The sequence below is a fragment of the Streptomyces sp. rh34 genome, assembly GCF_002551245.1.
GTDB lineage: Bacteria > Actinomycetota > Actinomycetes > Streptomycetales > Streptomycetaceae > Streptomyces.
The window spans coordinates 19,380-32,291 of record NZ_NTGZ01000063.1 but is presented as its reverse complement, the minus strand read 5'-3'; the positions used below and the strand labels follow the sequence as shown (position 1 = coordinate 32,291).

The following is a 12,912-nucleotide window of genomic DNA, read 5'->3' as shown; positions in this document are numbered from 1 at the left end:
GTGTATAAGAGACAGGCCGTGGGCTGCTGCCCGGTGCAGCCGGTGGCCGCGGCGAGCAGGAGGGCGATGGCGGCCACCGTGCCCGGTCGGATGCGCTGGGTCATCTGCTGGGCTCCAAGGTCGGATGATTACGACCATCCGACTACATATATCTTCATACCGCATAAGCAAGGAGCAGTGCCGCATATCTAGCTGAACTGGTCGTACCGGCCGACCCCGGCGGCCCCTCGACCGTTCACCGCACCATTCGCCGCACTGAGCGACCGCTCGTCGCACGCCTCGCCGCACCGCCTGTTCCCACGCCGCCGAATGCGTTCGTATACGCCAAGTCGGCAACGAGGCCATCAGGGGCCGCGGCGGGAGAGGGCGTTCATGAGGACCACCACGACGACCGATGAGCGGACCCTCGTCGAGTTGCAGCGGGAACACGGCCCCGCCCTGTTCCGCTTCCTCCTCGGCCTGACCTTCGGGGACCGGCAGCGGGCCGAGGACCTGGTGCAGGAGACCCTGGTCCGCGCCTGGCAGCACCCCGAGGCCTTCGACGCGCCCTACGACTCGATGCGGCCGTGGCTGTTCACCGTGGGCCGCCGCCTCGCCATCGACGCGCGGCGCTCCCGACAGGCCCGCCCCGTCGAGGTCAGCGACACGGTGCTGGAGAGCACCCCGGACACCCTGGACGCCGCGGACCGCGCCGTCCGCGCCCTGGACGTCCGCGAGGCGGTCCGCACCCTCAGCCCCGAGCACCGTGCGGTGCTGGTGCAGATCTACTTCCGCGGCCTGAGCGTCGGCGAGACGGCCGAGGCGCTCGGCATCCCCGCGGGGACCGTCAAGTCCCGCTCGTACTACGCGCTGCGGGTCCTCGCGCGGACGCTGCCCGGCTACTCCCTCAGGTCCTCCGCCCGGAGCAGCGCCAGCAGGGTGGAGGCCTCGGCCACCTCCACGTAGAGCCGGGCGCAGCCGTCGCAGCCCTGGACATGGCGGGCGACCCGGCAGGTCTCCTCGGCGTCCAGAGCGTCCAGGACGTACGCGCCCAGCAGCAGCCGCACATGCGGGTCGTCGCCGGGGTCGGCACTCATTCGCAGCCTCGCATCTCCTGGGCGATCCTCCCCTTCTGCCCACGCGGGGCACCCGCCCCCGGTTCAATGCTGCGTGAAGCCCGGCACCGAGCAAGGAAAGAGGCGAGACGGGATGCGTCCCGAGGACATGGATGGGACCGGTGGGAACGGGCTCCAGGTACCGATGACCTGGCTGTCCACCGAGTACATCGCCGACGAGCTGCTACGGACAGGCGATCTGATGGAGCCGACGACCCTGGAGTTCCGGGCGGGGCGCGACGCCCTCGCGCTGACGATGTTCCTGTGCGGATTCCCCCGCGACGCTCCCCCTCCCCGGGCCCTGCCCGAACCGCGGGTCGACGAGCTGCGGATGCTCACGGCGTACGAGTGCACCTGGCGCGCCTGGATCTGCGAGCGGCTGGCGGAGGCGGGACGGAACGCCGAGCCCGGCGACCCCGATCTGGCGCTGGCGCGGGCGGCCTGGCGCTGGCTGGAGGAGACCGAGCTGCTCGCGGCGGACCTGGACGCGATCGGCCCCGCTCCGTGGGACGCCGGGGCCGGCCCGGCGGGCGACCAGGAGGTCCGTGTCTGGACGCCCGCCTGGCAGTTGGGGCTGCCGCTGGGGCATCTGGCCGTCCATCTGTGCTGAGCCTCCGCTTCAGGAACCGTGCACCCCGGCACGGTACTTGGGCAGCCGCAGCGTGATCTTCATACCGGCCCCGACCCCGGTCTCGATGACCAGGCCGTAGTCGTCGCCGTAGACCTGACGCAACCGCTCGTCCACGTTGAGCAGGCCGATGCCGGTGGAGGCGCCGCCCTCGCCGCGCAGGATCTGCCGCAGCCGTTCGGGGTCCATGCCGGTTCCGTCGTCCTCGATGACCACCTCGGCCTCCGAGCCGGCGTCCAGGGCGCTGATGGTGATGCGGCTGCGGGTGACCGCCCCTTCGAGGCCGTGCTTGACGGCGTTCTCCACCAGCGGCTGGAGGCACAGGAACGGCAGCGCGACCGGCAGCACCTCGGGGGCGACCTGGAGCGTCACGGCGAGACGCTCGCCGAAGCGGGCGCGTACGAGGGCCAAATACTGGTCGATGGAGTGCAGTTCATCCGCCAGGGTGGTGAACTCACCGTGCCTGCGGAACGAGTAGCGGGTGAAGTCGGCGAATTCCAGCAGCAGTTCGCGGGCTTGCTCGGGGTCGGTCCGGACGAACGAGGCGATCGCGGCTAGCGAGTTGAAGATGAAGTGCGGGGAGATCTGTGCCCGCAGGGCCTTGATCTCGGCCTCGATGAGCTGGGTGCGGGAGCGGTCCAGCTCGGCCAGTTCCAGCTGGACGCAGACCCAGCGCGCCACCTCCCCCGCGGCCCGGGCCAGCACCGCCGATTCGCGCGGGGCGTAGGCGACGAGTGCGCCCAGGACCCGGTTGTCGACGGTGAGCGGGACGGCGACGGCCCAGCGCAGCGGGCAGTCGAGGTCGGCGCAGCCACTGTCGAAGGCGGTGCGGCGGCCGTTGTCCAGGAGCACCCGCAGGTGCTCCATGACGTCCTTGCCGTGGTGGTGTCCGGTGCCGTCCCAGACCAGCACCCGGTCCCGGTCGGTGAGGCAGAGGGCATCGGTGCCGAGGAGGGAGCGCAGCCGGCGGGCGGCGCGCCGGGCGCTCTCCTCGGTGAGGCCGGCCCGCAGCGGCGGGGCGGCCAGCGACGCGGTGTGCAGGGTCTCGAACGTGGCGTGCTCGACGGGCGTGCCGACGTCGCTGGGGCGCAGCGGTCGGGCGGTGCGGCGGCCCAGCAGGTACCCGGTGCCGAACAGCAGCGTGGCCAGGACGACGAGAACGGCGATCGCGGCCCCGGTCATCGTTCCCGCCCTGCGGCGGACCGCGCCGAGGAGAGGGCCTCAGGGAGGTGGAAGCGGGTCATGGCGGCGTTGGTGCCCGGGGGTATCCGCCCCGGTGTGGCGAGCGAGACGAGGATCATCGCGAGGAACCCCACGGGGACGGACCAGACGGCGGGCCAGGCGAGCAGGGCGTGCGGCCACCCCGGCGGGCGTACGGCTCCGCTGACGGTGATGGCCACCGCGACGAGAGCGGAGCCGCCGCCCAGCAGGAGCCCCGCGACGGCCCCGGGCGGGGTGAGCCGCCGCCACCAGATGCCGAGGATGAGCAGGGGGCAGAAGGAGGAGGCGGAGACGGCGAAGGCCATGCCCACCGCGTCGGCCACCGGCACCCGGCTCACCAGCAGGGAACCGGCGAGCGGTACGGCGATGGCGAGGACGGTGGCGAGCCGGAAGTGGCGCACCCCGCGCGAAGGCAGGACGTCCTGGGTGATGACTCCGGCGACGGCCATGGTGAGCCCGGAGGCGGTGGACAGGAACGCGGCGAACGCCCCGCCGGCGATCAACGCCCCGAGGAGGTCGCCGCCCAGTCCGCCGATGAGACGGGCGGGCAGCAGCAGGACGGCGGCGTCCGCGTCTCCCCCGTACCGCAGTTCGGGCGTGTAGAGCCGGCCGAGCGCGCCGTAGATCGGCGGGAGCAGGTAGAAGAGGCCGACCAGGGCGAGGACGGCGACGGTGGTGCGGCGGGCGTCGCGGCCGTTCGGGCTGGTGTAGAAGCGGACGACGACGTGGGGCAGGCCCATGGTGCCGAGGAAGGTCGCCACGATCAGCCCGTAGGTGGCGTACAGCGGATGGTCGGCGCGGAAGACGGTGAGCTGGTCGTCGAAGCTGACCCGGGGCCGGCCGTCGCCCTGCCAGGCGAGCACCAGGAAGAGGGCGGGGACGAGGAGGGCGGTGAGCTTGAGCCAGTACTGGAAGACCTGGACGAAGGTGATGGAGCGCATGCCGCCCGCGGCGACGGCGGCGGTCACGACGGTGGCGACGAGGACGTCGCCGAGCCAGCCCGGAGCGCCCGTGAGGATCTTGAGGGTGAGCCCGGCGCCCTGGAGCTGCGGCACGAGGTAGAGCCAGCCCGCGCCGACGACGAGCGCGCTGACCAGTCGGCGGACCTGCCGCGATTCGAGCCGTCCCTCGGCGAAGTCCGGCAGGGTGTACGCCCCCGAGCGGCGCAGCGGGGCGGCGACGAAGACGAGGAGCACCAGGTATCCGGCGGTGTAGCCGACCGGGTACCAGAGCATGTCGGGGCCGTGGACGAGGACGAGGCCGGCGACGCCGAGGAAGGAGGCGGCGGAGAGGTATTCGCCGCTGATCGCGGCGGCGTTGAGGCGGGGCCGTACGGTGCGCGAGGCTACGTAGAAGTCGGAGGTCGTCCGGGAGATGCGCAGGCCGAATCCGCCGACGAGGACGGTGGCGAGGACGACGAGGGCGACCGCCACCCAGGACGCCAGGTGATCGGGGGTGCTCACGGGGCGGGGCGGCCCTCCACCAGTCGGGCGAAGTCGCGTTCGTTGCGCTCGGCCCGGCGGACGTACCACCAGGCGGCCAGGGTGAGCGGCGGATAGGTGGCGAAGCCGAGCACCGCCCAGACGAGGGCGGAGCTGTTCAGGGCTGCGAAGAGCAGCGGCAGGGTTCCCGCGACGAGGGCGAGGACGACGAAGACGGTGAGCCCGGCGCGCAGTTGACCGCGCATCAGCGATCGCACGTAGGCGCCGCCGAGGGCGGTCTGCTCGTCGATCTCCGACTGGGTGCGGTAACGGGGCAGCGGGCGCACCCGCCGCGGCTCCCCCGTGACCACTTCGCGCCGGAGCGGTGGCTCTGCGGACATGGGCTCGGAGTGTAGGCGGCGGCGGGCCGTGCTGGGAAGGGTTCGGAGAAGGACGCCCCAGGTCAGCGGCGGCCTCACGCGTTGCTTCAGCGGCCGCCCTGGCGCATCAGGAGGTCGCGCAGGGCGCGGGTGTGGCGGCGGCTGACGGCCAGCTCGGCCTCCCCGACGCGCACGCTCATGCTGCCCGCGTCCAGGCGCAGTTCGTCGATCCTGCCGAGCGCCACGAGGTGGCGGCGGTGGATCCGGACGAAGCCGCGGGAGCGCCAGCGCTCCTCCAGGGTGGTGAGCGGGATGCGGACGAGGTGGCTGCCGGTGGCGGTGTGCAGGCGGGCGTAGTCGCCCTGCGCCTCGGCGTACGCGATCTCGTCGATGGGGATGAAGCGGGTGACGCCGCCCAGTTCGACCGGAATCTGGTCGCCCGCGCTGTCGTGGACCGGTGCGGACCGGTCCCCCACCTGCTCGGCGACCCGGCGGACGGCTTCGGCGAGGCGTTCGCGGCGGACCGGTTTCAGGACGTAGTCGACGGCCTTGAGGTCGAAGGCGTGGACGGCGAAGCCCTCGTGCGCGGTGACGAAGACGATGAGCGGGGGCGCGGCGAATCCGGCGAGGAGCTGGGCGACGTCGAGTCCCGTGAGACCGGCCATGTGGATGTCGAGGAAGACCACGTCGATCGCGGACGGATCATCGGGGCCCGCGTCCACGGCGCCGCCGATGCGGCGCAGTGCCTCGGTCGCACCGGTGGCGCCCTCGGCGCTGCGGACACGGGGGTCGGCGCGCAGGAGGTAGAGGAGTTCCTCCAGGGCGGGTTGTTCGTCGTCGACGGCGAGTACGCGCAGCATGAGGCCGGAGTTTAGGGGATCCGTCCCGTGCCCCCCAGGGGTCTCGGGGCCGGTGGCCCGGGGGAAACCGGGTCGGTGGTCACTTCAGGAACTTGGAGAGCCTGCGGTCGGCGAGCGGCTTCCCGCCGGTCTGGCAGGTGGGGCAGTACTGGAGCGAGGAGTCGCTGAAGGAGACCTCCAGGATGGTGTCCCCGCAGACCGGGCAGGTCTCTCCGGTACGCCCGTGGACCCGCATCCCGGTCTTCTTCTCGGCCTTGAGCTTCCCCGCCTCCACCCCGCCGGAGCGGGCGACGGCGTCCTCGAGTGTGGTGCGCAGCGCGGTGTACAGGCGGGTGACGTCGTCCTCGTCGAGGTCGGCGGTGCGTTTGAACGGGGACATCTTGGCGACGTGCAGGATCTCGTCGCTGTAGGCGTTGCCGATGCCCGCGATGAGCGACTGGTCGCGCAGCGCGCCCTTGATCTGGCGGCGCTCCCCGGCGAGCAGCGCGGCGAACGCGTCGCGGTCGAAGGCGTCGGCGAGGGGGTCCGGGCCGAGGCGGGCGATTCCGGGGACGTCCTGGGGGTCGTGGACGAGGTGGACCGAGAGGCGTTTCCTGGTGCCCATCTCGGTGAGGTCGAAGCCGTCGCCGTCGACGGTCGTCAGGCGGAGGGCGAGGGACCCCTTGCCGGGGCGGGGCGGGGTGGCCGGGAAGGAATCCTTCCATCGGAGCCAGCCGGCCCGGGCGAAGTGGGTGCACAGGTGGAGCCCGCCCGCCTCGATGTCGAGGAACTTGCCGTGGCGGGCGACCGAGGTGACAGCCGCGCCTTCCAGCGCGGTGAGCGGCGGGTCGTACGTCTTCAGGACGCTGATCGCCAGCGGGAGGACGCGGGCGATCTCCTTGCCGACCAGATGGTCGTCGAGGAAGACCCTCAGGGCTTCGACTTCGGGCAGTTCAGGCATGGCTCCAGACTGCCGCAGCGGCTGGACGGCTGCCTGTCAGGGCACCGGTGAGCGGTCCGTGCCGGTGACGACGGCGTACAGCTCCGTGAACTCCTCCTCGACCGCGTCGGCGAGCCGGTCGAGGTCGGGCAGCGCCTTGCCGTCGGCCACCAGCCCCACGTGCACCCGACCGCCATAGGTGGAGAGGGCCACCGCCAGGGCCTGGCCCCGGGCCAGCGGCGCCATGGGGTAGAGAGCGGTCAGCGGGCAGCCGCCCAGCGAGAGAGCGGAGCGGGGCAGCGGCACGCTGGTGACCAGTACGTCGAACAGCATGCGGGCGGCGTTGGCCGCCAGCGGTGCGCCGAACCGGTGGGCCAGCGGCGGCAGTTGGTCGGCCAGTACGGCGACGGCCCCGGCGCCCTTCAGCGGTCCGGCCGCCTTGTTGCGGTCCATCGCCGTCCGGACCGCCCGGAGCCGCTCGCGCGGGTCGGCCGCGGTGACCGGCAGGCCGAGCAGATAGGCGGAGAGCCGGTTGCCGGGGGCGGAGGCGCCACCGGGCCTGCGGCGGGAGACGGGGACCAGGGCGCGCGGGTCGGCGGCGGGAAACGGCTCGCCGCGCCCGGCCATCCAGCGGCGCAGCGCACCGGCGACGACGGCGAGGAGGATGTCGTTGGCGGTGCCGCCCTCGGCCCGTCGGATCCGCTGGAGGTCCCCGGCGTCGAGGTCGGCGGTGGCCAGGCGTCGGGTGCCGCTGGAGGGTGCGGTGAAGGCGGTCGTGCCGCGCAGGTCGAGGCGGCCGGCGCGGACGACGGAGGCCCCCACGCCGAGTGCCCGGCCGACCTCGCCGATCCGGCCGAGGGCCATGCCCGCCATCTCGCGGGGGTCGGGCAACCAGGAGCGGGGCGGGACGGCGGGGCGGCCCCGGGCAGCGGTGCGGGCGCTGGTGACGGCGGCGATCTCGTCGAAGATCCCGGCTCCGATGGCGACCGCCCGCATCCCGTCGGCCAGGGCGTGGTGCAGCTTGACCAGGACGGCGAAGGGCCCGCCCTCCGCGCCGCCGATGAGGTACATGCGCCAGGGCGGCAGCCCGCGCCCGAGCGGTCGCTCCATCAGCTCGCCGGCCAGCCGGCCGGCCCCGGCCATGAAGTCGCCGTCCTCGACGACGACGTGGCTGACGTGCCGGTGCACGTCGAAGTCCTTGTCCACCGTCCAGGCCTTGCCGCCGACCGGCAGCAGGACGTCCCGTACGCACATGCGCAGCCGGGGAATCGCGGCGGCGCGGGTCCCGAGCAGGTCGAGGATCCGCTCCGGACCGGCGCCGGGCACCGGTGCGAAGACGGCGAGCGCGCCGAGGTGCATCGGATGGGCGTCCGATTCGAGGTGCCAGAAAGCGAGATCGAGCGGGGCGAGAAGCTCGGTACCCAACGGGGGCCTCATGTCGTCGAAGGCGGCAGGGCCGGTGTGCGGCCGGTCCCTCCGCAGTCAATCCTCTGCGATCGGTCACGGTCAAGCACAGAAATGTTACTTACTGTTACGTCGCGGTGAGGTACTCAGCGGGCCGGAATGAGGAACTCGCACCACACGCATTTGCCGCTGCCCCGGGACTCCACTCCCCAGACGTCGGCCAGCCGGTCGACCAGCATCAGACCGCGCCCGGACACTCCCGACTCCCCCGCGTCGCGGCGTCTGGGCAGTGCGCTGGAGCGGTCCTCGACGTCGACGCGCAGCCGTCGCTCGGTTCCGGCGAGCACCCGGATCGTCACGACGGCACCGCCGTCGGTGTGCATGAGCGCGTTGGTGATCAGTTCGTCGGCCGCGAGCTCGATCTCGTCGGCCCGGTCCTTGGCTCCCCAGGCCCGGACCGCGGCCCGGATCATGTGCCGGGACGAACTCAGCGCCTCGGGGTCGTTCTGGGCGACGTGCTGCTGGAGCCGGCCGCCCGGCTGCGGGGCGTGCGCGGCCCGGCGGCGCAGCAGCAGGAGGGCGACGTCGTCCTGGCCGCCGCGCTCGTCGACGGCGTCGCAGAGCTGGTCGGCGAGCTTCTGGAGGTCCCGGGGGCCGTTGGTGACGAGGGTGGTGAGCAGTTGCATGCCCTCGTCGAGGTCGGAGCCCGGCAGTTCGACGAGGCCGTCGGTGAACAGGATCATCGTCTGGCCGGGGTCCAGTTCGACCGTGCCGACCGGGTACTCCAGCCGGCCGAACTCCGCCGAGAGGCCGAGCGGCAGGCCGCCCTCGGACGACATCCTGCGGCAGCTCCCGTCCACGTCCCGTACCAGCGGGTCGACATGTCCGGCGCGGACCACCTGGACGACGCCGGTGGTGAGGTCGACCTCGGCGTAGGTACAGGTGGCGAAGCGGTCCGTGTCCAGTTCGTGGAGGAAGACGGAGGCGCGCGCCATGACCGTGGCGGGGCTGTGTCCCTCGGCCGCGTACGCGCGCAGGACGATCCTGAGCTGCCCCATGACGGCGGCGGCGTGGGTGTCGTGCCCCTGGACGTCCCCGATGACGGCGCCGACCCGGCCGCCGGGCAGCGGGATCAGGTCGTACCAGTCGCCACCGATGTCGCGGCCGAGACGGGCCGAGCGGTAGCGGACGGCGACCTGCGCCCCGGGCACGGCCGGGATCCGGCGCGGCAGCATCGCCTGCTGCAGGCCCTCGGCGAGGTCGTGCTCCTGTTCGTAGAGCATCGCGCGCTGGAGGCTCTGGGCGATCGAGGTACCGAGCGCCATCAGCAGATTGCGTTCGTCGGCGGTGAAGCCCCCCTTGTCCCGGTAGAGGAGGCCGAGTGCTCCGATCGGTCGGGCCTGGGCGATCAGCGGCATGTAGGCGGCGGAGGTGATCCCGAGGTGGCTGATGCCGGGCCAGAGGATCGGGTAGGAGGCGGCGAAGTCGTCGGCGGACTCGATGAAGCGGGGGGTCAGGGTGCGCACCACTTCGCTCATCGGGTACGGCTCGTCCACCCGGGTGTACCGGGTGCCGGGGATGTACGCGCCTTCGGGGCCGTCGGCCACGAGGTGGATGCGGCCGCTCTCCAGCAGGCCCATGACGAGACTGGTGGCTCCGAGGTGGGCGAGCCCCTGGGAGTTCTTGAGGACGGCGATGACGTCCTTGACGGTACGGGCGTGGGCCAGCGCGGCGGTGGTGCCCTCGACCAGGCTGGTGCGCTGGCGGCGCTCCCCGTCCAGCTCGCGCCGGGCCGCGGAGTCGGCCAGTTCCTGGGTGGCGTCGCGGACGATCCCGATGATGCGGCGCGGGCGGCCGGTCCCGTCCCGGCGGACGAAGCCCTGGGTGTGGGTCCAGCGCAGCGTGCCGTCCCGCCGCTGGATGCGGAAGTACGCGCCGTAGTTGGTACGCCCGCTCTTCAGCGCGTGCGAGACCATCCCGTCCAGACGCTGGGCCTCGTCCGTCGGCACGCGCGGCGCCAGTGAGGCCGGCCGGTCGTCGTACTCGTCCGCGGTCAGGTCGAACACGTCGAGGGCGGCCTGGTCCATGTGCATGAGGCCGGTGTCGAGATCCCAGTCGAAGCTGCCCATACGGTTCAGGGCGAGGCTGAGGTCCGGGTGGGCGGGCCAGTCGTCGGGGAGTGACAGGGCACCCGCTACCCGATCATCCATGTGGGCCACTTTGCCACCATTTATCCGATTCTTCTTGTCCGATTCCTCGGCCGGTCCGTGCGGCGCCGAGGTGGCGCCGTACGGATTCCGCCGACGGGGCGCGAGGGCCTGGGGTCCAGGGCCGGTCAGCCGGCGAACACGTCGTCGAGGCCCGCTTCCATGGGCTCGTCCGGCCCGGCGGGCTCGTCCGGCTCGGCGGGCTCGTCCGGCTCGGCGGGGAAGACCTGGGTCGGCTCCGGCGCGACGTCCGGGACCCCCTCCTCCTCGTACTCCCACGGACCCTCGGGCGGCGTGTCGCCGAAGTCGTCGGACGGCTCCGCGGGTCCGGGGTCCGTGGGCCCTTCCGGCTCGGCGGGGCCGGAGGGGGCCGGGCCGGACGGGGTGGGGTCCGGGGGCGCGGATTCGGAGGGGCGGCCCGGCGACGGGAAGAGCAGGTCGGCGTCGGGCTCGAACGGCGGCGGGTCGTCCGGGGTGCGGTCGCGGCCTCCGCTGTCGCCCACGACCCGCTCGATCCAGGTGTTGTCGTCGGCGTTCACGATGATCAGGCTGGTGGCCGCCTTGACGCCGGGCTCGACGGCCACGATGCGCGCGGGGTCGTAGCCGGGCCAGCGCTCCCCCCGGTGCGCGACCTTCCCGTCGGCGACCACGGGCGGGCCCAACGGGTTGCCGCAGGCGCAGCGGACACGGGGCATCCCCCGACTGTCGACCAGGACGGCGGTGCCCGCCTGGAGCACGGCCTGGAAGGCGGTGGCCGAGTCGGCGCTGTAGCCGTGATTGGTGACCTGGGCGTCGGCACGCAGGACGACCGGGGTGAGGGACTTCAGGTAGCCCGGGATCTGCACGGCCTCGATACCGGACACGTCGGCGAAGGCGCGCGCCTTGTCCTCGTCGTCGGCCAGGAGGGCGGTCTGCCGTTCGACATCGCAGGCGGCGACCGACCGGGTGCCGCCGTAGAGCCCCGGCACGGCGCCGGAGACCGGATGGACCGTCCGGGTGGCGGAGGTCGGTTCGGTATCCGGCGCACCGGTGGCGGACGGGGAGGCCGTTTCCCGCGCCGTGGACTCGGTGAACGGACCGGGGCCGGGGGACGCGAGCGGCTGGAGGAGGACGTCCTTGGCCTCCGCGGTGCCCGTGGTGCCCTTCGCCGTCCGGTCGCCGCCGTCGCCGCAGCCGGCGACGGCGAACAGCACCCCGGCGGACAGCGCGGCGAGCGCCGTACGCCGGATACGTCTGGGTGAGCGCACAGAGCTCTCCTGCCTGTCCCTGGGAACGGATGGGTGTCACCATCTGTGCCGCACCGAGCACGGTCCCGCAAGCGGACGGCCGCCCGCCACCCCCGTCTTGAACACGTTCAATAAACCCTCTACTCTCACCCTCAGAACTTGAACACGTTCAAAGCAGGGGGAGTCGTGCCCGCACTGGTCAACGCCATCGTGATGCTGGGCATGCTCGTCGTCGTGCCGGCGGGGCTGCGGCTGACCGGGCGGCAGGAGCTGGACCGGATCCGGCGGCTCTGGCCGCTGTTCGCCGTGCCGGGCGCCGTCGCCCTCTGGCTGCCGCGCTCCACCGCGGCCACGGCACTCGCCTGCTGCTACGCGCTGGGAGCCGTCCTGCTCGCCCTGCACGCCCCGCGCCGGGCGGTCCGCGGCGGCCGGGACCTCGGCCCGGCGGCGTTCGCGCTGATCACCGCGCTGGTCACCCCGGCCGTCGCCGCGATCGCCCTGGTCGCCGAACGGTCGGGGCACGAGCTGTTCGGGTTCGGCCTCGACATCCTCGCGCTGACCGTGCCGCACTTCCACTTCGCCGGGTTCGCCGCCGCCCTGATCGCCGGGCTGGTCTGCGGGGTCTCCGACGGCCCGGCGGGCCGCTTCGCCGCACTGAGCGTGCCGCTGGGCACCCTGCTCGTCCTCGTCGGGTACTTCCTCGACGACTGGGCCGAACTCGCCGGAGCCCTCGTATCCACGGCCGGCATGTGGACGGTCGGCCTGCTGACCTGGCGCATGGGGCGCGCCGACGGCCGGGACCGGACGACGCGACTCCTGCTGCTCGCCTCCGCCGGCGTCCTGGTGGCGACGATGCTGCTCGCGCTGAGCTGGGCGCTCGGCGAGGCGACCGGACTGCCCCACCCCACCCTGACCTGGATGGCCGCCACCCATGGCCTGGGCAACGCGCTGGGCTTCGCGCTCTGCTCGCTGCTGGCCTGGCGGCGCATCCGCACCGAAGAACCCGACAGCACCGGAGGCAGCACCGCATGAGCACCCTCACCTACCCGGAGGTCGGAGCGACCCGCCTCGGACCGCTCCCCCGGGGCTACCACCACCTCCACCACCGCACCCGGATCGGCCGGGGCGGGGCGGACTTCGCGGCCGCCGGAGCGGCGGTCACCGAGTGGCGGATGCACCGCGCCTCGGGCGCGCGGGTGGAGTCCCCGGGGCGCCGCGCGGAGCCGGGCGGCAACGTCCGGGTCTCCCTGGGCCTCGGACCGCTGCGCTTCACGGCCCCCTGCGAGGTGATCTGGACGGCGTACGGGGAGGACGGCCGCACCGGCTTCGGCTACGGCACCCTCGCCGGGCATCCGGAGCGTGGCGAGGAGTGCTTCGTGGTGGAGCTCGCGGACGACGGCACCGTGTGGTTCACCGTCCTGGCGTTCTCGCGCCCCGCCTCCTGGTACGCCCGGCTCGCCGGACCGCTGGTACCGCTCGTACAGCACTGGTACGCGCGCAGGCTCGGCCGTACTCTCCGCCGGATCGTGGCCGCGAGCTGACTCCTGGCCGA

At 73.1% G+C, this 12,912-nt stretch carries 13 protein-coding genes; 4 read left to right on the top strand and 9 right to left on the bottom strand.

Annotated elements, in window-relative coordinates:
* Window positions 1-372: 372 nt before the first annotated feature.
* Window positions 373-945, top strand: coding sequence for a sigma-70 family RNA polymerase sigma factor (locus CR470_RS14760; RefSeq protein WP_097868050.1), 573 nt, complete (start codon window positions 373-375; stop codon window positions 943-945).
* Here CR470_RS14760 and CR470_RS14755 read toward each other — a convergent pair.
* Window positions 879-1,076 (bottom strand): zf-HC2 domain-containing protein, encoded by a 198-nt coding sequence (locus CR470_RS14755; RefSeq protein ID WP_097868049.1) that lies wholly within the window; start codon window positions 1,074-1,076, stop codon window positions 879-881. The two genes, CR470_RS14760 and CR470_RS14755, sit on opposite strands and share 67 nt — an antisense overlap.
* A gap of 112 nt (window positions 1,077-1,188) precedes the next feature.
* Here CR470_RS14755 and CR470_RS14750 point away from each other — a divergent pair, with 112 nt between their 5' ends.
* Window positions 1,189-1,704: a hypothetical protein gene (locus tag CR470_RS14750; protein WP_097868048.1), complete on the top strand. Its 516-nt coding sequence runs from the start codon at window positions 1,189-1,191 to the stop codon at window positions 1,702-1,704.
* 9 nt (window positions 1,705-1,713) lie between these two features.
* On the opposite strand, the gene CR470_RS14745 is transcribed toward CR470_RS14750, so the two are convergent.
* The 8 genes from CR470_RS14745 to CR470_RS14710 all read right to left on the bottom strand — a co-directional run bounded on the left by CR470_RS14745 (window position 1,714) and on the right by CR470_RS14710 (window position 11,381).
* Window positions 1,714-2,904, bottom strand: coding sequence for a sensor histidine kinase (locus tag CR470_RS14745; RefSeq protein WP_097868047.1), 1,191 nt, complete (start codon window positions 2,902-2,904; stop codon window positions 1,714-1,716).
* Window positions 2,901-4,406 carry a sodium/solute symporter gene (locus tag CR470_RS14740; RefSeq protein WP_097868046.1) on the bottom strand — a complete coding sequence of 502 codons (1,506 nt, stop codon included), beginning with the start codon at window positions 4,404-4,406 and terminating at the stop codon, window positions 2,901-2,903. Before CR470_RS14740 ends, CR470_RS14745 begins: the two co-directional genes overlap by 4 nt.
* Complete coding sequence (locus CR470_RS14735; protein WP_257138656.1) at window positions 4,403-4,765, bottom strand: hypothetical protein; 363 nt, start codon at window positions 4,763-4,765, stop codon at window positions 4,403-4,405. Before CR470_RS14735 ends, CR470_RS14740 begins: the two co-directional genes overlap by 4 nt.
* 86 nt (window positions 4,766-4,851) lie before the next feature.
* Complete coding sequence (locus tag CR470_RS14730; RefSeq protein ID WP_097868044.1) at window positions 4,852-5,604, bottom strand: LytR/AlgR family response regulator transcription factor; 753 nt, start codon at window positions 5,602-5,604, stop codon at window positions 4,852-4,854.
* 79 nt (window positions 5,605-5,683) lie between these two features.
* On the bottom strand, window positions 5,684-6,544 hold the full coding sequence (locus CR470_RS14725; protein WP_097868043.1) for an Fpg/Nei family DNA glycosylase: 861 nt from the start codon (window positions 6,542-6,544) through the stop codon (window positions 5,684-5,686).
* 36 nt (window positions 6,545-6,580) lie between these two features.
* A complete protein-coding gene (locus tag CR470_RS14720) occupies window positions 6,581-7,948 on the bottom strand; it encodes a wax ester/triacylglycerol synthase family O-acyltransferase (RefSeq protein ID WP_097868042.1) in 1,368 nt (455 codons plus the stop codon).
* A 125-nt stretch (window positions 7,949-8,073) separates the two neighbouring features.
* A complete protein-coding gene (locus CR470_RS14715) occupies window positions 8,074-10,137 on the bottom strand; it encodes a SpoIIE family protein phosphatase (protein WP_097868053.1) in 2,064 nt (687 codons plus the stop codon).
* Between the two features lie 125 nt (window positions 10,138-10,262).
* Window positions 10,263-11,381, bottom strand: coding sequence for a DUF6777 domain-containing protein (locus tag CR470_RS14710; protein ID WP_097868041.1), 1,119 nt, complete (start codon window positions 11,379-11,381; stop codon window positions 10,263-10,265).
* A gap of 165 nt (window positions 11,382-11,546) precedes the next feature.
* Here CR470_RS14710 and CR470_RS14705 point away from each other — a divergent pair, with 165 nt between their 5' ends.
* Complete coding sequence (locus tag CR470_RS14705) at window positions 11,547-12,392, top strand: YndJ family protein (RefSeq protein WP_097868040.1); 846 nt, start codon at window positions 11,547-11,549, stop codon at window positions 12,390-12,392.
* Window positions 12,389-12,901 (top strand): DUF1990 family protein, encoded by a 513-nt coding sequence (locus CR470_RS14700; RefSeq protein WP_097868039.1) that lies wholly within the window; start codon window positions 12,389-12,391, stop codon window positions 12,899-12,901. The genes CR470_RS14705 and CR470_RS14700 overlap by 4 nt, the downstream gene beginning before the upstream one ends.
* The last annotated feature ends 11 nt before the right edge of the window (window positions 12,902-12,912 follow it).

Coding starts and splice junctions, on each gene's coding strand:
- CR470_RS14760 (WP_097868050.1), top strand. CDS start 373: ATGAGGACCACCACGACGACCGATGAGCGGACCCTCGTCGAGTTGCAG.
- CR470_RS14755 (WP_097868049.1), bottom strand. CDS start 1,076: ATGAGTGCCGACCCCGGCGACGACCCGCATGTGCGGCTGCTGCTGGGC.
- CR470_RS14750 (WP_097868048.1), top strand. CDS start 1,189: ATGCGTCCCGAGGACATGGATGGGACCGGTGGGAACGGGCTCCAGGTA.
- CR470_RS14745 (WP_097868047.1), bottom strand. CDS start 2,904: ATGACCGGGGCCGCGATCGCCGTTCTCGTCGTCCTGGCCACGCTGCTG.
- CR470_RS14735 (WP_257138656.1), bottom strand. CDS start 4,765: ATGTCCGCAGAGCCACCGCTCCGGCGCGAAGTGGTCACGGGGGAGCCG.
- CR470_RS14730 (WP_097868044.1), bottom strand. CDS start 5,604: ATGCTGCGCGTACTCGCCGTCGACGACGAACAACCCGCCCTGGAGGAA.
- CR470_RS14725 (WP_097868043.1), bottom strand. CDS start 6,544: ATGCCTGAACTGCCCGAAGTCGAAGCCCTGAGGGTCTTCCTCGACGAC.
- CR470_RS14715 (WP_097868053.1), bottom strand. CDS start 10,137: ATGGATGATCGGGTAGCGGGTGCCCTGTCACTCCCCGACGACTGGCCC.
- CR470_RS14700 (WP_097868039.1), top strand. CDS start 12,389: ATGAGCACCCTCACCTACCCGGAGGTCGGAGCGACCCGCCTCGGACCG.